Origin of the sequence: Acetobacter pasteurianus subsp. pasteurianus LMG 1262 = NBRC 106471, assembly GCF_000285275.1 — a bacterium.
Classification (GTDB): domain Bacteria; phylum Pseudomonadota; class Alphaproteobacteria; order Acetobacterales; family Acetobacteraceae; genus Acetobacter; species Acetobacter pasteurianus.
Window position 1 is genome coordinate 55,916 of sequence record NZ_CADO01000005.1, and the last position, 18,742, is coordinate 74,657.

The 18,742-nt window shown below is 55.4% G+C and carries 19 protein-coding genes and 1 tRNA gene; 5 read left to right on the plus strand and 15 right to left on the minus strand.

Annotated elements, in window-relative coordinates:
* Positions 1-52: 52 nt before the first annotated feature.
* Together APA10_RS01925 and ppa are read right to left on the minus strand one after the other, a co-directional pair.
* Positions 53-871: a DODA-type extradiol aromatic ring-opening family dioxygenase gene (locus APA10_RS01925; protein WP_003629202.1), complete on the minus strand. Its 819-nt coding sequence runs from the start codon at positions 869-871 to the stop codon at positions 53-55.
* 160 nt (positions 872-1,031) lie between these two features.
* Positions 1,032-1,559 (minus strand): inorganic diphosphatase, encoded by a 528-nt coding sequence (ppa, locus tag APA10_RS01930; protein ID WP_003625653.1) that lies wholly within the window; start codon positions 1,557-1,559, stop codon positions 1,032-1,034.
* 156 nt (positions 1,560-1,715) lie between these two features.
* On the opposite strand from ppa, the gene APA10_RS01935 reads away from it, so the two are divergent.
* The 3 genes from APA10_RS01935 (at position 1,716) to APA10_RS01945 (ending at position 4,174) form a co-directional block, all read left to right on the plus strand.
* Positions 1,716-1,789 (plus strand) — tRNA-Ile (locus APA10_RS01935).
* 79 nt (positions 1,790-1,868) lie between these two features.
* Complete coding sequence (gene ettA, locus APA10_RS01940; protein ID WP_003625655.1) at positions 1,869-3,548, plus strand: energy-dependent translational throttle protein EttA; 1,680 nt, start codon at positions 1,869-1,871, stop codon at positions 3,546-3,548.
* A gap of 122 nt (positions 3,549-3,670) precedes the next feature.
* Positions 3,671-4,174, plus strand: coding sequence for a GNAT family N-acetyltransferase (locus APA10_RS01945; RefSeq protein ID WP_003629203.1), 504 nt, complete (start codon positions 3,671-3,673; stop codon positions 4,172-4,174).
* Positions 4,175-4,228: 54 nt separating this feature from the next.
* On the opposite strand, the gene APA10_RS01950 is transcribed toward APA10_RS01945, so the two are convergent.
* The 7 genes from APA10_RS01950 to queA form a co-directional block, all read right to left on the minus strand.
* Positions 4,229-4,855, minus strand: coding sequence for an MlaC/ttg2D family ABC transporter substrate-binding protein (locus APA10_RS01950; RefSeq protein WP_003629204.1), 627 nt, complete (start codon positions 4,853-4,855; stop codon positions 4,229-4,231).
* A gap of 27 nt (positions 4,856-4,882) precedes the next feature.
* Entirely contained in the window at positions 4,883-5,731 is an 849-nt protein-coding gene (locus tag APA10_RS01955) for an MlaA family lipoprotein (RefSeq protein ID WP_003624851.1), read from the minus strand.
* A gap of 244 nt (positions 5,732-5,975) precedes the next feature.
* Positions 5,976-6,803 carry a TerB family tellurite resistance protein gene (locus APA10_RS01960; RefSeq protein WP_003624849.1) on the minus strand — a complete coding sequence of 276 codons (828 nt, stop codon included), beginning with the start codon at positions 6,801-6,803 and terminating at the stop codon, positions 5,976-5,978.
* A 78-nt stretch (positions 6,804-6,881) separates the two neighbouring features.
* Positions 6,882-7,127 carry a ribbon-helix-helix domain-containing protein gene (locus APA10_RS01965; RefSeq protein ID WP_003629205.1) on the minus strand — a complete coding sequence of 82 codons (246 nt, stop codon included), beginning with the start codon at positions 7,125-7,127 and terminating at the stop codon, positions 6,882-6,884.
* Complete coding sequence (gene queG, locus APA10_RS01970) at positions 7,124-8,224, minus strand: tRNA epoxyqueuosine(34) reductase QueG (RefSeq protein ID WP_003629206.1); 1,101 nt, start codon at positions 8,222-8,224, stop codon at positions 7,124-7,126. The genes APA10_RS01965 and queG overlap by 4 nt, the downstream gene beginning before the upstream one ends.
* Before the next feature lie 12 nt (positions 8,225-8,236).
* The gene (gene tgt / locus APA10_RS01975; RefSeq protein ID WP_003629207.1) at positions 8,237-9,397 is read right to left on the minus strand and encodes a tRNA guanosine(34) transglycosylase Tgt; all 1,161 of its coding nucleotides are present in this window, start codon (positions 9,395-9,397) and stop codon (positions 8,237-8,239) included.
* On the minus strand, positions 9,394-10,476 hold the full coding sequence (gene queA, locus APA10_RS01980; protein WP_003629209.1) for a tRNA preQ1(34) S-adenosylmethionine ribosyltransferase-isomerase QueA: 1,083 nt from the start codon (positions 10,474-10,476) through the stop codon (positions 9,394-9,396). Before queA ends, tgt begins: the two co-directional genes overlap by 4 nt.
* A gap of 170 nt (positions 10,477-10,646) precedes the next feature.
* Here queA and APA10_RS01985 point away from each other — a divergent pair, with 170 nt between their 5' ends.
* Positions 10,647-10,859 carry a hypothetical protein gene (locus APA10_RS01985; protein ID WP_003624836.1) on the plus strand — a complete coding sequence of 71 codons (213 nt, stop codon included), beginning with the start codon at positions 10,647-10,649 and terminating at the stop codon, positions 10,857-10,859.
* 19 nt (positions 10,860-10,878) lie between these two features.
* Positions 10,879-11,376, plus strand: coding sequence for a kinase inhibitor (locus APA10_RS01990; RefSeq protein WP_003624834.1), 498 nt, complete (start codon positions 10,879-10,881; stop codon positions 11,374-11,376).
* Positions 11,377-11,443: 67 nt separating this feature from the next.
* Here the strand turns inward: APA10_RS01990 and APA10_RS01995 are convergent, their stop codons facing one another.
* From APA10_RS01995 to APA10_RS02020, 6 genes are all read right to left on the minus strand, one after another.
* Positions 11,444-13,546 (minus strand): hypothetical protein, encoded by a 2,103-nt coding sequence (locus APA10_RS01995; RefSeq protein ID WP_003629211.1) that lies wholly within the window; start codon positions 13,544-13,546, stop codon positions 11,444-11,446.
* A gap of 60 nt (positions 13,547-13,606) precedes the next feature.
* Positions 13,607-14,356, minus strand: coding sequence for a methylenetetrahydrofolate reductase (locus tag APA10_RS02000; RefSeq protein WP_003624832.1), 750 nt, complete (start codon positions 14,354-14,356; stop codon positions 13,607-13,609).
* Positions 14,353-15,267 (minus strand): bifunctional methylenetetrahydrofolate dehydrogenase/methenyltetrahydrofolate cyclohydrolase FolD, encoded by a 915-nt coding sequence (gene folD, locus APA10_RS02005; RefSeq protein ID WP_003624830.1) that lies wholly within the window; start codon positions 15,265-15,267, stop codon positions 14,353-14,355. Before folD ends, APA10_RS02000 begins: the two co-directional genes overlap by 4 nt.
* Positions 15,268-15,385: 118 nt before the next feature.
* Complete coding sequence (locus APA10_RS02010; RefSeq protein WP_003629213.1) at positions 15,386-16,534, minus strand: GNAT family N-acetyltransferase; 1,149 nt, start codon at positions 16,532-16,534, stop codon at positions 15,386-15,388.
* 19 nt (positions 16,535-16,553) lie between these two features.
* Positions 16,554-17,018 carry a RidA family protein gene (locus tag APA10_RS02015; RefSeq protein WP_003624824.1) on the minus strand — a complete coding sequence of 155 codons (465 nt, stop codon included), beginning with the start codon at positions 17,016-17,018 and terminating at the stop codon, positions 16,554-16,556.
* Between the two features lie 76 nt (positions 17,019-17,094).
* A complete protein-coding gene (locus APA10_RS02020) occupies positions 17,095-18,651 on the minus strand; it encodes a TSCPD domain-containing protein (RefSeq protein ID WP_003629215.1) in 1,557 nt (518 codons plus the stop codon).
* Positions 18,652-18,742 lie beyond the last annotated feature (91 nt).

Here is an 18,742-nt window from a genome sequence, read left to right on the forward strand (position 1 = left end):
AGAGGGATAGCTCCTGAGCAAACAGAAAGTTTCCGGTAAGTTTTTTCCGCCTCTAACCGAAGCGGAATCCAGATAGCGCTTTACCTAAAACTGTATCGCTATACGTGCGTATGCCTTCATCCTGCCCAGCGGCACCTGCGGCCACCATAAGTGGCAGTAAATGTTCCTCGCGCGGGTGGCAGACACGTGCGCCGGGTGCAGAGGCCCAGTGTAAAAGCTGGATATTGCGCTCAACTGGTGGGGCAGTCACCGCTTTTGCCAACCATGTATCAAATTCTTGTGCAGCCTGATTGGTCGCGGGGGAGCCGTTCATAAAGTGGCGTAGGTTATGATAGGTCATGCCCGTGCCAACAATTAGCACATTCTGGGCGCGCAGAGGCTCCAGAGCAGCCCCAAGGGCAATATGGGCTGCGGGCTCCATGCTTTTCAGCAGGGATAGCTCTACAATCGGAATATCGGCGTTTTCAAACGCCAGCATGAAAGGGATGAAAACGCCGTGGTCGAACCCGCGCTCTTCGTCTGTGGCACATGGCATGCCAGCTTCATGCAAAAGGTTACAAACAGTGCTCGCCAGCGCCGGGCTGCCCGGTGCCGGGTATTGTAGCTGATAGGTATGTGGCGGAAAGCCATAGTAATCATAAATGAGCGGTGGATTGGGGGCAGCCGTAACGGTGGGGATGTCTTCCTCCCAATGGCCGGAAACCACCAGAATGGCATCAGGTTTGCGGGGCAGGGTGCTTTGTGTGCTGCGGAGATATTCCGCCATCCGGTCCCACGTATCGGGCCAGTCCATAAAAAAGCAGGGGCCACCCCCATGAGGGAGAAAGAGAACGGGCTGGCGTGAGGGAAGGGGAGACCCCGGAATGGGCATGCTGGTTTTCTCCAATATCCGCGTGCTTCATATTGGAGGGCAAGGGCGCGCTTGATAAGTCGTTTTCTGGGAGAACTCTTTTTGCGCAGGGTATGAGGCAAGAAAAAAGCTGCGGAGCAGAAGCTGCCGCAGCTTTTTGTAAGCAGAGTGCAAAGGCGGCTTATTTGCCTTTTGCAGCTTCCAGAGCTTTTACAATGAACTCGCCTGCTTCTTCCTTCGTGCCCCAACCGGTCACTTTCACCCATTTGCCTTTTTCGAGGTCTTTATAGCGGGTGAAGAAGTGCTCGATGGCCTGCACGGTAATTTCCGGCAGATCGCTCACGCTTTCCACTTTGGTGAACTGCGGGTGCACTTTGTCGTGCGGTACGCAGATGATTTTTTCGTCCTGACCGGATTCGTCTTCCATCTTCAGAACGCCAATCGGGCGGGCGCGAATCACGCAGCCGGGCACAACATTGTGCGGGGTCAGCACCAGGGCGTCCGTCGGGTCACCGTCAGCGGCCAGCGTGTTGGGGATAAAGCCGTAAGCGGTGGGGTAAGCCATGGGCGTAAACAGGAAACGGTCCACAACAAGGGCGCCGCTTTCTTTGTCGATTTCGTATTTGACAGAAGAACCCTGCGGAATTTCGATCACGACGTTAATATCAAACGGCACATCTTTGCCGGGGGAAAGTTTTGAAACGTCCATTGAAGACTGCTCCAGAGCTGAAAAATTAAAGGCGGCAAACCCTATCTGGCAGATGCCCGCTTGCCAAGAGTAATGCGTTTTTCATGCCAGGTGGCAGTTTTCAGCACAGAAACCCTTGCCAAATCGCTCAGGTTGCGTAATCAGGAACCCGCCTGCGCGCCCGTAGCTCAATTGGTTAGAGCGGGCCGCTCATAACGGCTTGGTTGCGGGTTCAAGTCCTGCCGGGCGCAGGCGATAACAGCTTGCTGCGCCGATGTGGTCGCACCCGCCCTTTTATCTTACCCATCCGCATTACGGGAGTTCATTATCATGGCATCCTATCAATACGTTTATGTCATGAAGGATCTGACAAAGTCCTATCCCGGCGGGCGTGAAGTGTTCAAAGGCATCACGCTGTCCTTCATGCCGGGTGCCAAAATCGGCATTCTGGGTGTGAACGGTGCTGGTAAGTCTACCCTGCTGAAAATCATGGCCGGCATCGATAAGGAATTCGGTGGTGAGGCATGGGCCGCAGAAGGTGTGCGTGTTGGCTATCTGGAGCAGGAACCGCAGCTAGACCCCAAGCTGACCGTGGGCGAAAACGTGGCTCTGGGCTTTGGTGATCTCAAAAAGGCCGTAGATCGGTTTAACGAGATTTCCGCCCGCTTTGCCGAGCCCATGGAAGATGAAGAAATGAACGCCCTGCTGGCCGAACAGGCCGAATTGCAGGAAAAGATTGATGCCGGTGATGGCTGGGAGCTGGACCGCAAGCTGGATATTGCGCTGGATGCCCTGCGCTGCCCGCCCGCAGATAGCCCGGTAGATAAACTTTCTGGTGGTGAGCGCCGCCGCGTGGCCCTGTGCCGCCTGTTGCTGGAAAAGCCCGACCTGCTGCTGCTGGACGAACCAACCAACCATTTGGATGCTGAAAGCGTTGCGTGGCTTGAACGCACACTGAAGGATTACGATGGCACTGTGATGGTCATTACCCATGACCGTTACTTCCTGGACAACGTGACCAACTGGATTCTGGAAATCGAGCGTGGCCGCGGCATTCCGTTTGAAGGCAACTATTCCTCCTGGCTGGAACAGAAGCGCAAGCGCCTGGCACAGGAAGAAAAGGAAGAAAGTTCCCGCCAGCGTGCATTGGCTGCGGAACAGGAATGGATTAACGCCAGCCCCAAAGCTCGGCAGACCAAAAGCAAGGCTCGTATTACCAAATATGAGGAAATGCTGGCTGCCAGTGCTGAAAAAGTTAGCGGCGTTGCAGACATTGTTATTCCGCCCGGCCCCCGCCTTGGCGGCACTGTTATTGAAGCCGAAAACCTGACCAAGGGTTTTGGTGAACGTCTGCTGATTGATAACCTCAATTTCAAGCTGCCACCGGGTGGTATTGTGGGGGTTATCGGCCCGAACGGTGCTGGTAAATCCACCCTGTTCAAAATGATTATCGGGCAGGAAAAGCCAGATGCGGGTGATCTGAAGATCGGTGAAACCGTAAAGCTTGGCTACGTTGATCAGTCTCGTGATGATCTCGATGCAGACAAAACCGTGTGGGAAGAAATTTCCGGCGGCACGGATGTCATCTATCTGGGTAAGCGGGCTGTGCCTTCACGCGCCTATGTTGGGGCCTTTAACTTTAAAGGGTCTGACCAGCAGAAGAAGGTAGGCGTGCTTTCTGGTGGTGAGCGCAACCGCGTGCATCTGGCCAAGATGCTGCGGCAGGAAAGCAACGTGATCCTGTTGGACGAACCGACCAACGATTTGGATGTGGATACCCTGCGTGCGTTGGAAGATGCGCTGGCAGAATTCCCCGGTTGCGCTGTGGTGATCTCGCATGATCGCTGGTTCCTGGACCGTCTGGCAACGCATATTCTGGCCTTTGAAGGCGATTCCCATGTGGAATGGTTTGAAGGGAACTTCCAGGCATATGAAGAAGACAAGCGCCGCCGTTTGGGGCCAGAGGCTACAGAACCTGGCCGCATCCAGTACAAACCTCTTGCTCGTTAAGTAAGGTTCATAGGAGCCCATGTTTATTGGGCTCCTATCTTGATGAAGACACCATGTATTACCGGCAGCAAGTGCAATTAAAGGAAGGGTATCTGCCTTTTCTTTGCTGCAAGGCGTGAATTGTGGATTCGCGTTCGGTCAGAACTCCGCGCCTGCTGCTTAAGCCCGTAACCTGGCGGGATATGGAAGATATGGTGCGCCTGAAAGCCGATGGCGGTGCCTTTGGCCGTATGCTTGGTGGTGTGCGCAGCCGCCAGCAGGCGGAACTGGAAATGGCGGATGATATCGCTTTCTGGGCCTGCCACCGGGTAGGTATTTTTACCATTCATGAACAAGGCCGTTTTGTAGGCATGACCGGTATTCATGACCGGCCAGATGGGCGTGGCTTTGCCTTGCGCTTTGCGCTTTTTCCGTGGGCTAGTGGCCGCGGTATTGCACGAGAGGCTGCAAGCGCAGCCCTTAACTTTGCGCATGATGCCGGGATTAATAAAGTGATAGCCGTTGCGGCAGAAAGCAATGTGGCATCCCGCACTATTCTGGGCGGTATTGGGATGCGGGTGGAAGAAACGTTTGAGAGAGATGGCCAGACAATGCTGGTTTATGAAAGCGTTTGGCCCAAGCCATAAAAAAGGGGGTGTTCCATATGGAACACCCCCTTTTTAAATTGGAATATGTTTGCGTTAGTTAGCCGGTGCGTTGTGGTGGCTCAACTGGCGCTGCAAGGCATCTAGCAGGGCACCTACGTTACCGCCATTGCGTGCGATGTAGGAGGAATAGTCATTCCGCTGTGTCAGGCGCAGACTGGCACCTTCACCAATAACATCCACCACTTTTGGGCTGCCAGAGGCTTCGCTTACAATCCACTGCATGGCAGCAGCAGGCTGCTGTGGGCGCACCAGCGTGCTATCCACGGCGTATTCATCTGCGCCAGTGCTGGTGACATTACCCAGCGTAAAGTTTACGCCACGGTATTCACCCAGCTTGTCCGTAATGGCGTTAACCAGAACCTGATGAAACAGGCCCAGATAACGCTGCTGCTGGTCTGGAGAAGCAGTTTTCCAGTAACGCCCCAGGCAGTAACGGCCGATTCCATCAATATCGACGTTTTTCTGCACCAAAGGCAGAACTTTTTCTTTCTTTTCAGCCAACGGAATTGGGCTGTTGACGATGGCAACAAGCTGGTTGCCAAACACCTGAATAAACTGTTTTGCGTTTTCCGCAGCGCGCGCAGGAGCGGAAAAAAGGCCACCAGCGCAAAGCAGGGCAAAGGCACCCAGAACAACACGGCGGCTTGAAAGAAATTTCATGTCTGTGTACCCTTTTGGCTGTTTTTCTTAATGGTACCAGTCTGGCACGGTCGCACGGTTATCATTCTTGATGGCTTCGGCCTGCGCCCGGCGCTGTTGCTGATAGGCACTGCGGATGGTGGCATAGGGATCCAGCGCATCACGTTCCAGCGCATCAAGCTCATCCAGATGCTCAGAACGGGCATGAACCACCCCAAACAGGTTATACGCCCAGTTGAAGCTGACCAACCCGTATCCGCGGGGGACATAGTCCCATGGAGAAAGGCCTTGGTCAATGGCGTAGCCAATACCATCACGGATAGAAGATGGACCCATGGGCAGGAACAGATAAGGCCCTGCGGGAATACCCCAGTTGGCCAATGTCATGCCTGCATCGTTATCGTGGTGTGGGAATCCAGCCATTTTGGCCACGTCAATCAAGCCGCCCAAGCCTACCGTCATGTTCACGCACCAGCGCACAAACATATCGCCTGCGCGGCGTGGTTTGCCGGCCCCTACATCGTTAAAGAACACGGACGGTTCGTTCATGGTTCTGACAAGGTTACCCAGAGAATTACGCACCGGGCGCGGTACGGCCCATACGTAAGCCTTAGCCATGGGGCGAAGGGCCCATTTATCGAACTTCATGGTCATGTTGAACATCTTGCGGTTCAACGGTTCGTAGGGATCGTTCGCGGCCTTGTATTCAGCCAGAGCATCCGGGTCTTTGGGCACGGGGGCCTTAATGGCGCTGCATCCTGCCGTGCTCAGCAAAGTGGCGGCCAGGCAGAATGTGCCCAGACGAAAACGGCGCTGTGCCGAGGAACCTTCCCGCGTCTGACTTTTTTTTGCCTGCGCGCGAGGGCGGAGCCTTGAGCCGTTCCGTCCTGAAATCATTGCCACCTTTACCTTTGCTCTGTGACGACCGTCTGGCCCATGCTGTATGCAGGCCAATTGCTGTCGCTTTCTCTACCACGAGAAACCAGCGGCGCAATGGCAGGGCTTACTTGCATAACAAACAGGGGCGTAAAATAGACCTGTGGGCGCGATCTTTGACAGCAGTGTGAAAGATTTTTGTACAACCTGTTGCCAGAAAGTCGCACTTCCTATCTTGCTTCAAAAAGAAAAGAGAATCCTGAAGTTAAAGACCACGATCCCGCTTGATGATATCCCATGCAGCATTAATGCGTGAAATCTTGACGGATGCGGCTTCAATTTCAACGGCGCTGGCATTTCGGGCCAGAAGGATATCCGGGTGATATTGCCGCACCAGCTTTTTCCATAGGGCACGCAGTTCTTCATTTGAAAGATCTGGCGAGGCGCCCATAACAGCATAGGCATCATCTTCAGCCATCGCTGGGGTGGATCGCCCATGGGCTGCACGTTCCCAAGCGCCACGGCTCAGGCCAAACAAGGCATGCACGCGTTTAAGAAAGCGCTCTTCCTCTGGGGCTAGCGGCTCATCCGCTGCCAGATCAGCCCGCGCAATCGTAAATAGAATCCCCATCAGGTCTTCCAATGGGCGTTTGTCTGTTGCGTAAACCTGCCCCAGTTCGCGCGCAAAAGCTTCGTAGTCATCCGTGCGCTGGCGCGCCATATCAAACAGACGGCCAACTTCACGCATGTTTTCATCAGGCACGCGAAAACGAGATTTAAAGGCGTTGATTTCACGCCGGTTAACCGGCGCATCGCACTTGGCCAGTTTGGCGCTCAGAATAACGCAGGAGAGCCCATAAAGCTGTTCCTTCTTGCCAAGGGCGGCAGCCAGCTTGGCGGCCACAAAGGTAGCTGCTCCATTAGGATCTGGCCTTGCGCGCGCAGCCCATTTATCGCTCCAACCGCCTGTTGGGGGCTGAAGAATCGCACCTGTATCTGCTGCGTGGCCCAGTGCTGTGCCAACCGCTGCGCCAACCGGGCCGCCTACGGCAAAACCGGCTACGCCACCAAAAATTTTACCCCAGATCGCCATAAAAGCAGTTTATCACGTTCTGGCAGCCTGCCCAAACAACCTGATGCTTTAAGCTGGCACAGCAGTTCTGCGTTGTTCTCAGGTGCAGGGAGTCGCGCTGGTGGAAAGCTGTTGTTTCAGCCATTCCAGCGCATAAACTCGCAAAGCAGAGGCCAGTGATTGCTCGGGGGAACGTGCGGCATCCACTTTTGTAACCAGTTGCGGCAGCGTTTGCTTTTGCTGGTTTGCTATATCTTCCAGCGCGTTCCAGAAGGCCGATTCTAGCGCTACGCTGGTATCATGGCCTGCCAGAATCAGGCTGCGTTTGCGTAAATGGCGGCTCAAGCTGCGTCTCCCGTCAGGCACTGCATGGCCCAATCTGCCGCTTCCGCCACCATAGAATCCGGGTCTTGCCGCAAGGCATGTGCGTAAGGCAGCAGCTCCGGGTGGCCAGAGTTGCCAATAGCTATCAGCACATTGCGTATAAACCGGTTGCGCCCAATGCGTTTGATGGGAGAGCCAGAAAACATGGTGCGGAAAGCGGCATCGTCTAATTGGCTGAGTGCTGCCAGTTCTGGCGCTATCAAATCTGGTCGCGGTTGTAGCTTGATGTGGCGGGATGTTTGGGCAAAGCGGTTCCACGGACATACAGCCAGACAATCATCGCAACCATAAATATGTGTGCCAATGGCTTTACGCAGTGGGTGCGGAATAGGCCCTGCATGTTCAATAGTCAGGTAAGAAATGCACTTGCGTGCATCCATTTGATAAGGTGCAGGAAAAGCCTGCGTGGGGCATGCGTTCAGGCAGCGGGTACAGCTGCCGCAACTGCCTCCAGACACGGCAGATGCTGGCAGCTCCAGCGTGGTGTAGATTTCACCCAGAAAGAGCCAGCTTCCATGTTGGCGGGAAACCAGATTGGTGTGTTTACCTTGCCAGCCTAACCCGGCCTGCGCGGCCAAAGGCTTTTCTGCCACGGGAGCTGTATCAACAAATACTTTTACATCAGGCGCTGTGGCCAGCATCATACGGGCTTCACGCACGACAAACTGGGCTAGATGCTTGAGCATGCCCTTAACAACATCGTGATAATCACGGTGGCGCGCATAAACGGAAATATTGCCGCATGTGCGATTCTGGAGTGTGCTTAACGGATTCTCTGCCGGTGCGTAGTTCAGGCCCAACGCAATAACACTGCGGGCTTCTGGCCATAGGGCAGTAGGCTGGCTGCGTTGTTCGGTGCGGTCTGCCAACCAGCCCATTTCACCATGATACCCTTCAGCCAGAAAATCTTTCAGCCGCGTACGCACCTCCGGGCCTAGATGGGCGGGGCAGAAGCCAATGGCATCAAACCCCAGTTCCAGCGCCTTTATGCGTATTTTTTCCGCCAGTTTTGCCGCTGGTGCGGCAGGTTGAGGCGGATGCGCGGAAGGTGCAGTCATGGAAGCACTTGGTCAGGGAACGGGCGGAATGGTGGGTTGTGGCATTTCATCTTCCGTCCAATCCTCTGCTGCCCATTCTGCACGCAAAGTGGTGGCCAACGCATCCAGCCGTTTTTCAACAATAGCCTGCCGAATCTGACGCATCAGGCGCTGGTAGTAGGCAATATTATGCCATGTCAGCAGCATGGGGCCGAGAATTTCATTGGCGCGGAACAAATGGTGCAGATAGGCGCGGCTATGGCGTGAACAGGCCAGACAGTCACAGTGCGGAGAAATGGGGCGTGCATCTGTGGCGTGGCGTGCATTACGCAGGTTGAGCGTGCCGCGTTCGGTATAGGCGCGGGCAGTGCGGCCTGCGCGTGTGGGCATCACGCAGTCAAACATATCCACACCGCGTTGCACGCTGCCCAGTAGATCATCTGGCGTGCCCACACCCATAAGATAGCGCGGCTTGTCCTGCGGCATAATAGGGGTGGTGGTATCTAGCGTGGCGAACATCAGTTCCTGCCCTTCGCCTACCGCCAGGCCGCCAATGGCGTAGCCTTCAAACCCGATATCGGTGAGCGCCTTTACACTTTCGGCTCGCAGTTCAGGTTCCGTGCCGCCTTGCACAATACCAAACTGACCATACCCTTCGCGCTGTACATAGGCTTGGCGAGAACGTGCCGCCCAGCGCATGGAAAGCCGCATGGAAGCCGCAATGGCTTCTGGCGGTGCGGGTAGGGCCGGGCATTCATCAAAACACATGGTGATGGTAGCATCCAGCGCGTGCTGGATATCTGTTGAACTTTCAGGCGTAAGCCGATGTTCAGAGCCATCAATATGGGAGCGGAAGGTCACGCCGTCCTGATCCAGCCGCCGCAGCGCACCAAGGGACATCACCTGAAAGCCGCCGGAATCTGTCAGAATCGGGCCAGACCAATCCATAAATTTATGGAGGCCACCCAGCGCACGTATGCGTTCTGCCCCTGGCCGCAGCATGAGGTGATAGGTATTGCCCAGAACAATGCCCGCGCCGGTGGAGCGCACGGCATCCATGGTCATGGCCTTTACCGTGCCAACTGTGCCAACCGGCATAAAGGTTGGGGTGGCCACAGGGCCGTGGGCTGTGTGTAGCATGCCAGCGCGTGCTGCGCCATCTGTGCTTTCACACGTCCAGTTAAAGCGAGTCATTCTACTGTTCCGAGGTGGTGGGCATGGATGGAGTGGGCGCAGCGCAGCAGGCAGGCATCGCCGTAGGAATAAAAGCGGTAACCGCTGGCAACAGCATGGGCATAAATCTGCCGGGCACGTTCTACGCCAGCAAAGGCGGAAACCAGCATGAACAGCGTAGAGCGTGGCAGGTGGAAATTGGTAAGCAGCATATCTACAGCGCGGAATTGATAGCCGGGCCGAATGAAAATGGAGGTTGTGCCATCAAACGGATGCACAATGCCGTTTTCATCGGTTGCAGTTTCCAAAAGGCGCAGGCTTGTGGTGCCAATGGCAATAATGCGTCCGCCAGCCTTACGGGTGGCGTTGATGCGCTCTGCTGTTTCCGGGGTGATGATGCCGCGTTCTGAATGCATTTTGTGTTCAGAAATTTCGGCTTCCCGCACAGGCAAAAAGGTACCGGCCCCCACATGCAAGGTGAGCGTGCAGCGCTGGGCGCCTGTGGCATCTATGGCTTTCAGCAGTGCTGGCGTAAAATGTAACCCGGCAGTGGGTGCGGCCACAGCCCCTTTGTTACGCTCAAAAATGGTGGCGTAATCACTGGTATCCTGCGCCGTTGGACCTTCCGGGCGATGAATATAGGGCGGTAGTGCCAATGCGCCTGCTTTTTGCAAAAACGCATCAAAACTATCCCCTTCCGCGCTGAACTGAAGCACCGCACCCCCGCCGGGTTCCAACGCCTGTACGCGGGCTGTGTCCTGCACACCGGGGAACGCAATAGTATCGCCCACCTTGAGCCTGCGCGCATTGCGCACCAACACATGCCAACTGCCATCTGGTTGAATCTGGTCCAGCGTAATGCCAATTTTGGCTTCTCCACGCAGGCCATGAAGCTGGGCACGAATAACGGCCGTATTGTTTGCAACCAGCAAATCTCCCCGCTTCAGAAGCGAGGGCAGATCACGGATATGCCTATCAGCAAACATGTCGGGCTGTGTGGCATCCAGAAGGCGCGCGGCTTCTCGCGGGCGGGCGGGTTCCTGCGCGATCAGGCTTTCTGGGAGGTGAAAATCAAAATCTTCGGTGCGGTCACTGCTCATGATGGCACCGTTTACGCAATAGGCTGGGCCAAGGCCAGAGGCAAAGGCGCAGTTCTGCAGGTGGCATGCAGCCTGTAGGGGTTGAAGAGAGGGCGCTTAGGGGCCAGATTTCTCTTTCAGTAACGCCGGAAGGTATTCCGGTGCATAGATATTTTAAAGGATGACACTTTATGTCTTACGCTCTTCTGGATGCAGCACGTGTTGCCAAAGCCGCTGAAGTTTCTTTGGGTGTGCTGAAAACCAGCGATGAAACCACAGAAGCGCATCAGCGTAAGGTTATTATGATTGAACGGATTGAGGCTCTGGCCAAAGCAGCAGCAGAATCCAAAGCAGGCGTTACGCTGACATCCGAAGAATTCTGGTTGATCAGCCGCAACTGGTAACAGTACGGGAACCGCTCTTATGGCATTTGTTCTTACAAGCCCTGCCTTTGTAAATGGTGATACACTGCCACAGGCACAGGTTTACAATGGTATGGGCCAGCATGGGCAGAATCTTTCCCCCGCGTTGGAATGGAAAGATGCTCCCGCAGGCACCAAAAGCTTTGTGGTAACGGTGTATGACCCGGATGCCCCAACCGGTTCGGGTTGGTGGCATTGGGTGGTGGTAAACATTCCCGCCACTATTACAGCACTGCCAGAAGGTGCCGGTTCGGCCGGGGACAAGCTGCCAAAAGGTGCCATGCAGGTGCGCACAGATTTCGGCGTGCCGGGTTATGGTGGGGCTGCACCTCCGCCGGGGCGCGTGCACCGTTATGTCTTTACGGTTTACGCGTTGGATGTGCCCACGTTGGATGTGCAGGAAGATTCCAGCCCCGCATTGGTGGGTTTCATGGTCAACCACCACAAGTTGGCTTCTGCCAGCCTGACAGCCCTATACGGTAGCGGCTCCCGCGATTGAGCTTTGATTTCCCCTGAACCTTATAAAAAGGTTCAGGGGAATAGCCGTAGCGATGGCTGAAATGGCCTTAACGTGTATAGGCTTTAAGATCGTTTAAAACATCATCTGGTGTCACAAGCCCTGTTTGCCCATGTTGCGGCATAACCAACAGGGGCGGACCATCATTTAAAAACCGGATGGAAAGTTGCGCCCAGCGAGACCTTACAAAGCGACGAAAGACCTGCGCCAATGCGCAGCGGTCCATATCTGTATGATACGGATTGCCGGGTGAGCAGACTGTATTCAAATAATCGCTCATAAAGGCGGCAATGGCGGGCACAAGTTCAGCTTCGCCAAAATAGGCCAAAGCCGTATTCATGCTCCACGGTGTGCCATATTGCTGCTGCCCGTTGTCATCAAACTGGGTCAGATCAAAGCCATATGTTGCATGGGCTTTCATATCCCGCAGCAGGCTTACAAAATTGGCAGGGAAATAACCTGCGCAATCTCCTATCAACACAGGCACCCTAAACTGGGCGGCAATATCGGGCAGGATCAGATAGCGTAATGCGGGTTCCAGCATGGCGGCATCTGATCTGGTTTCTCCGTGCCCAAAGCTGAGCCGCAATGTGATGGCATGGTTTTCCAACCACTCTGAAACAGTGGAGAGAAAGGTAAGCTGATCCACTGTTGGGTTAGCAACACCAAGGCAAAGCTGGATTTTGCCAGCAGAACGATCTTCCCGGCACGCATGAATAAGGGAAAGCACAAGCCCTGGAACCAGATCAAAATGTTGCCCCGTGCAGGCAAAAGCCAAGCAGGTGGAAGGTTGTTCTTCTGGCATGCTAAAGTGCCATTGCCAGTTTGCTACACCCGTTACATCCGGTATGGCGCGGCTGGCCAGGCGCCCACATTCCTGCGTGCTGAGCCATGAAAACACCCCTTGATCATACGGGGCTGGAGCCATGTTTTCCTGCACTGCCAGTTTGCGGGCAATAGCATAATGTTCATCCGCTTCGGCCTGTAGGTCAGCGAGCCAACTTGTATGGCCCAAGCCCAGTTCTTCCCACCAGCTCAGGCCATTTAACCGGGCTTCTGCCGTTAACAGGCGCAGGCGGTTTTCTGTATCCAGTTTCTGGAAGGCCTGCTCAAACAGAGAGCTATAGATGCGGCGGATATCCGGGCCGTTTTTGGGTGCAAGGCGCATAGGCACCAGCAGCGTATCAAATGGTGTTTCAAAAGCCGGAAGGCCGACGCTGCTTAAAGCACTAGGTACCAGCAAAAGAGCACTTTCGCCCGCCTTTTGCCGCGCTACCAATGGGGCAAGCAGTGTGCCTATATCCCGATCAGGATAACGGGTGGTAAGGGCCTGCTCCATTAATGTGGCAGCGGTATCGTAATTTTTGGTGCGCAAGGCCAGAATGGCGGCCATCCATTGTAGTTCGGGCCGCGTATCGTGTTGGCGGGCTGTGGTTAAAAAACCATTTGCCAGTTCCCATTGCCCAAAAAGAGCACATAGACGTGCCAGTTGCACGCATGTGCCTGTATCACGCGGGGTAACACTTAAGCGCAGAATCTGTTCGCGCAGATCATCTAATGTGGCCCACGGCGTTGTGGCTGGGCGCAATGTGTTTGTTTGTAAAAGATGCAGCACATCTTCCATCAGCCCAGACAGAACGCGGGAAGGGCACACAGTAAAGGTGACCTTTTCTGGTGCGGCTTCACTCCACAGTGTTATGGTGTCTTTTGTGCGCTCGGCTTGCAGTTGTTCTGCTGGCCATTTGTGCCCACCAAGTTGCAGATGATGTTCTGCACAGGTGGCACGGCCAACAAAGCGCGTGCCCTGATACCATTCCTGTTCTGTAAGATCGCGCAGGATAGAAAGCAGCTCTGGCGGCAGAAGCAGAAAACGCTCCCACGTGGCGCAAAGCGGCACAACATCGAACACATTCTGGTCTCGGCTGGAAAGATAGCCTTTACCTGCCCGGATAGATACAAGCGGGCGGCCTGCAAAGTTTTCGACGGCTTCTGCTTTGGCAAATGCCCCACCGGGGGTTAATGCCCTAGATTGCTCATCCAGTGTGGCGGGGGTTGTGCCACGCATAAAGGACTGCGCAAAGGAAACCGGATGCAAACGTAGTCCCGTGTAACCTGCCAGTGCACCATGCCAGGAGAGAAGATAGAACGGCATGGGCTGATCCTATAAAACGATCGGACAGGTGGGAATTATACAGGCAGATTGCACGGCTTGTTATGCCACGGCATCCAGCAGAGCGGGAAGATATTGCTCCAGCTTGATGCGCACCGGCATCAGGTAGGCTTTGCCTTTTTCTTGCGCCAGTTCTTTAAGCACCGTTTGCGCAAACTGGATATTGGCATCCAGCGTAGGAGAAAAATCACGCGGGAAAACAATGTGGTTTGTTGTTTCCCAATAAGAGCGTGATTTGGGGCCAATAACGGGGGAGAGGCCCCAGAACACGCATTCGCCCTGCATCCATTCCCGGCACAGGTCAAACAGCTTCAGATCAAAGACGGGCTGCGTGAAAAAACCAATGGCTCCAGCTTCTTTCTTGCGGGCCACATCTTCCAGTTCTTTCCACGGGGCGCGGCGGTAGGGGTCAAACGCTGCATAGACTTTAAGATGCGGCGCTTCACGCCGATAGCGGCGGATAATGCTTTCCGTGCTGTTGGGGTATGTGCGGTGGCTAAGATCTGCTGGCGGATCACCATGCACTACCAGAATCTCTTCCAACCCCGGTTGGTCTGCCCCGGGCAGAGGGGCATCGGGCGCAATATCTATGGCCCGGATATGCGGAATAACATTTCCGAACTGAGGGCGCACAAGTGCTGCGGCATCCCAACTGCGGAGGGGAAAGCGCATCAGGTCCGGAATATTCAGCGTATCTGCGGCAGGGAATGCGGCTTTAACCGTAGCTACATCTGCGGCCAGAGCCTCAGCAGAACGCGGAATTAGCTCAACCGAAAGGCGAGAAAGGCTCATTCCGCACTCCCCTCAAGCTGTAATTTGGCTGCGGTTAGTGTGTTTTTCAGCAGGCAGGCAATGGTCATTGGGCCAACGCCACCGGGAACTGGCGTAATGCGGCCTGCCACTTTAACAGCTTCATCAAACGCAACGTCACCTACAAGGCGGGTTTTGCCATCATCGGTTTTGATACGGGTGATGCCAACGTCAATCACGGTCGCACCGGGTTTAATCCAGTCCCCACGCACCAGTTCACGGCAACCGGTGGCCACCACCAGAATATCGGCTTGCCGCGCAAGTGCTGCCGTATCGCGCGTGTGAATATGTGCAATAGAAACCGTGCAACCTTCTGCCAGCAGCAGCAGGGCCATAGGTTTGCCCACAAGGTTGGAAGCCCCGATAACTACGGCGTGCTGGCCTTTCATATCCCCCAACTGGTCACGCAGCAGCAGCAGGCAGCCCAGCGGCGTGCAGGGGATGAGCGAAGGCAGGCCTACAGCCAGACGGCCAGCGTTAATTTCGCCCAGACCATCCACATCCTTTTCAGGCAGAATGGCGTTGGTTACGCGGCGTCCATCCAGCCCGTTGGGCAGGGGAAGCTGCACCAGAATGCCATGAATTTCGGGGTCTTTGTTCAGGCGTTCTATCAGCGCCAGCAGTTCAGCTTCCGATGTGTTTTCGGGCAGCATATGCATGAAGGAGCGCATGCCAGCATGATGGGTCTGCACAGCCTTGTTGCGCACATACACTTCGCTGGCCGGATCATTCCCAACCAGAATAACGGCCAGACCGGGCGTTACGCCATGTTTCTCGTGAAACGCCAGAACATCCTCACGGATATGCTGGCGCATTTTGGCGGCAAAGCCTTTGCCATCAATCAGAGAAGCCTGATGATCGGAGGGAAGGGAGGATGAAGATGCGTTGGTCATGGAGCTGCCAGTTGATCATGCAGAAGCGTGTGGAGTTTCAAGCTGGGGCATACGCAAAAAAACGCCAAACGACAACGTTTTCACCCGTATATGCCCGGTATGCATAAGAAATTTCAGGTCATGTTTCACCCTGCCGATAGGGCGAAAGCACGTTAAGAGCCTCGGCTTCCGCCAATATAGCGGGGCGTTCTGCCTGAAGGAAAGCCCCAACACCATTGCGGAGTGAAGGGTTTTCCAGCCAATGGGCAGAATGTGTAAGAGCAGGCAAATAGCCGCGCTGGATTTTATGTTCACCCTGCGCTCCGGCTTCTACCCGCTTGAGGCCGTGGGCAATGGCAAAATCTATGGCGCGATAATAGCACAGCTCAAAATGCAAAAACGGCCAGTTGCCAACACAGCCCCAGTTGCGGCCATACAATGTATCGCTTCCCAAAAGGTTCAGTGCTGCGGCAACGGGTGCGCCCTCATGCCGTGCTATCATCAGCACAACACGGTCTTGCAAGCGTTCGGAAAGCAGCGGGAAGAAATCTGGCGTCAGGTAGGCGTTGCCCCATTTCTTATCAATTGTGTTCTGGTAAAACGTATAAAACGCTTGCCAGTCTTCCGGCGTAATGTCTGATCCGCGCAGGGTATGAAAGCTCAGGCCAGCGGCATTGGCATCACGCCGCTCTCGCCGGATGGCTTTGCGCTTGCGTGATGAAAGTGTTTCCAGAAAATCATCAAAACAGGCGTAATTCTGATTGTGCCAGTGATACTGTAAGCCAAGGCGCGGGAGCCATCCGCGCTCTGCCAACACATGACTTTCCTGCTCGGTGCAGAATGTTACATGGGCGGAGGAAAGCCCCGTATCATGGCAGATCTGGCGGAGGGCATCCGCCATAACTTGTTGGGTTTCTGCCGGGGCATCTGGGTGCGTTAAAAGGCGCGGGCCGGGTGCCGGGGTAAAGGGAACGGCAATTTGCAGTTTGGGGTAATAACGCCCACCAGCGGCTTCAAACGCACGTGCCCAACCTTGGTCGAACACATACTCACCCCATGAATGGCCTTTAAGATAGGCAGGGCAAGTGGCGGCCAATTGCCCATCTGGCCCGTGCAGGCTGACATGCTGTGGCAGCCAGCCTGTTTCTTTGCGTACGGAACCGCTGTCTTCCAATACAGAAAGAAAAGCATGGCTGACAAATGGGTTGTCCGCCCCAGCACAGGCATCCCACTCCGTTGCCGGAAAGGCGTGGATACTGTTGTGCAGAGATACGGACCAGTCAGCCATGTCTGTCTTTCCTGCAAGCTCAGCCGATTTCGAACAGCCCTTCTACTTCAACCGGGGCATCCAGCGGCAGGGAAGGTACGCCAACGGTGGAGCGGGCATGGCGTCCAGCATCACCAAATACGGCAACGGCCAGATCAGATGCACCATTCATGGCAGCCGCGTGTGAGGTGAACTCTGGCGTGCAGGCAATAAAGCCACCCAGCCGCACCACGCGTTTTACGCGGGAAAGATCGCCCACAGCAGCGCGCACCTGTGCAATTACATTGATCATGCTGTAACGCGCAGCTTCAACCGCTGTTTCAACAGAAACGGCATCACCCAGCTTGCCGGTAGCAAACAGCTTACCATCTTTAAGAGGCAACTGGCCGGAAACCACCAGAAGAGAGCCTGTTTGAACGCAGGCTACATAGTTGGCAACAGGTGCGGCAGGTGTAGGAAGTTCGATACCAAGTTCAGCCAGACGGGATTCAGGAGTGCTCATCACGCTGTATTCCTTGTGTTAAAAAGCTGGGCAAGAAGCAGAAACTTGCCTCTTGCCCAGCAGAATGGACCGTATGCCTTTAGCAGACAAGCCGCAGATTACGGCGCTTGCGCCCGGTGGGGGGCGTATCATCTGCTTCTGGCAGATCTAGCGGCAGAAGTGGGTCCGGGTCAGATTGCGCATCCTGATGCGGGCCATCTGGCAGCCGCACACCCAGATACGTGTCTGATAAGGCGCGGAAGGCATAGTCCAACATGGATGTGGCGTAGGAGGCAACCGGGTCTCCCTCCACCGTGCCAGCCGGGCCAAAACAGGTGTAGGCAAAGTTTTCCACAAAGGCTTCCAGCGGGGCACCGTATTGCAGGCCAATGCTCACGGCTTCACCCAGGCTTTCCATCAGCCCGCGCACCATGCCGCTTTCCCGCGTGGGGGTAAGGGCGAGCTCACCCAGCGTGCCATCTTCATATTCCCCTGTGCGCAGGAACAGGCGGTGGCCGCCAATGGTGGTTTTTTGCGTAAAGCCACCATGCCGTGGGGGCAAAGTGCGGCGTATGCCACGTTCCAGCTTGTTGCGGATTGGCTGATTCTGCACTTCTGGCCGTGCGGGCATGCGGTCCACAAAACCAGTCAGGGCACGATACATGGCCAAATGTGCGTTGGGGCCGGGTTGAGGTAAAACAGTTTCACCCGCCAGTGCGGCAGCCAAAGCTGTTTCAACCGTAAAGCCACGTGCCTCCAGCCGCAGTAAGGCGCTTCTGGAAAGTTTGCCATCTGGCCGCAACATAGAAAAAGCCGGAGCCAGCCCACAGGCTTCCACACCCAAAAGCCCGTCTATCGGGTTGGAGGAAGAAAAGCCGGTTTCAATCGGGGCTAGGGGCGTTTCTGTTTCCACTGCCGCTTCGTTCCAGACAGCACGCAGGGTTTCTCCCAATCCGGGCAGAACGGTGCGCACCGGTGGCAGCGGGAGAGATTCTGGCCCCCGACCAGCATGGGCAGTGAGTGTGGCCAGCGCAGCTATGGCGCACGCGGCGGCGCGGCCATCTTCGCTATCATAATCCAGCCCAACGCCCGCAAGGCATGCGTCCAGATTGGTCAGCAGAATATCACCAGCCAAGGGGGTAGGGGCAAGTGTATCTGCTGGCGCCGTGGGGGCTGCTTCTGTTTGTTCTGGTGCAAATAAATCTGGCAGCGGCAGTTCCCCATTGCGCTGGCTGGCCAGTGTGCTGGCAGCATGGCGCAATACGGAACAGATCAGCCGCAGAGCCGCAACGAACGTGCGCGCAGCAAACCCTTCACCGGGGGAAACAAAGGCCGCCAGATTAACAATAAAGCCCGGCGGGCGGTCAAAACGGCAATGCCATACGGCTTCCGTTGGGGCGGCCTGCCGCGTAAGCAGCATCCACACCAAAGATCGGGCCGTGGCATCATCTGGTGCCAGCGCATCAATCCAGCGGGAGGCAAGGCTGGGCAGATCCAGCGCTTCATCTCCTGGTACAAGCTGGGCCAATGCCGTTGCGGCATCTGTATCCCATTCTGCAGGCAGCGTAACGGAGCGAAGGGGAGCGTCCGGGTCTGCTGCGGCCTCTAGCGTGCTCATCAGCACGCCATTCCAGTGGCGTCTGGCTGTTGCGTTCATGCGGGCAGTTTATCGTTTCCGCCTATCGCGTCGGAACCCGGAATCGTGCCGCCAAAAGGCAGTTAACACTCTGCATAATGAGGATATGGGG

Bases quoted from the DNA above. Each gene is read 5' to 3' on its own strand.
- APA10_RS01925 (WP_003629202.1), bottom strand. From the start codon at position 871: ATGCCCATTCCGGGGTCTCCCCTTCCCTCACGCCAGCCCGTTCTCTTT.
- ppa (WP_003625653.1), bottom strand. From the start codon at position 1,559: ATGGACGTTTCAAAACTTTCCCCCGGCAAAGATGTGCCGTTTGATATT.
- ettA (WP_003625655.1), top strand. From the start codon at position 1,869: ATGGCATCCTATCAATACGTTTATGTCATGAAGGATCTGACAAAGTCC.
- APA10_RS01950 (WP_003629204.1), bottom strand. From the start codon at position 4,855: ATGAAATTTCTTTCAAGCCGCCGTGTTGTTCTGGGTGCCTTTGCCCTG.
- APA10_RS01955 (WP_003624851.1), bottom strand. From the start codon at position 5,731: ATGATTTCAGGACGGAACGGCTCAAGGCTCCGCCCTCGCGCGCAGGCA.
- APA10_RS01960 (WP_003624849.1), bottom strand. From the start codon at position 6,803: ATGGCGATCTGGGGTAAAATTTTTGGTGGCGTAGCCGGTTTTGCCGTA.
- queG (WP_003629206.1), bottom strand. From the start codon at position 8,224: ATGACTGCACCTTCCGCGCATCCGCCTCAACCTGCCGCACCAGCGGCA.
- tgt (WP_003629207.1), bottom strand. From the start codon at position 9,397: ATGACTCGCTTTAACTGGACGTGTGAAAGCACAGATGGCGCAGCACGC.
- queA (WP_003629209.1), bottom strand. From the start codon at position 10,476: ATGAGCAGTGACCGCACCGAAGATTTTGATTTTCACCTCCCAGAAAGC.
- APA10_RS01985 (WP_003624836.1), top strand. From the start codon at position 10,647: ATGTCTTACGCTCTTCTGGATGCAGCACGTGTTGCCAAAGCCGCTGAA.
- APA10_RS01990 (WP_003624834.1), top strand. From the start codon at position 10,879: ATGGCATTTGTTCTTACAAGCCCTGCCTTTGTAAATGGTGATACACTG.
- APA10_RS01995 (WP_003629211.1), bottom strand. From the start codon at position 13,546: ATGCCGTTCTATCTTCTCTCCTGGCATGGTGCACTGGCAGGTTACACG.
- APA10_RS02000 (WP_003624832.1), bottom strand. From the start codon at position 14,356: ATGAGCCTTTCTCGCCTTTCGGTTGAGCTAATTCCGCGTTCTGCTGAG.
- folD (WP_003624830.1), bottom strand. From the start codon at position 15,267: ATGACCAACGCATCTTCATCCTCCCTTCCCTCCGATCATCAGGCTTCT.
- APA10_RS02010 (WP_003629213.1), bottom strand. From the start codon at position 16,534: ATGGCTGACTGGTCCGTATCTCTGCACAACAGTATCCACGCCTTTCCG.
- APA10_RS02020 (WP_003629215.1), bottom strand. From the start codon at position 18,651: ATGAACGCAACAGCCAGACGCCACTGGAATGGCGTGCTGATGAGCACG.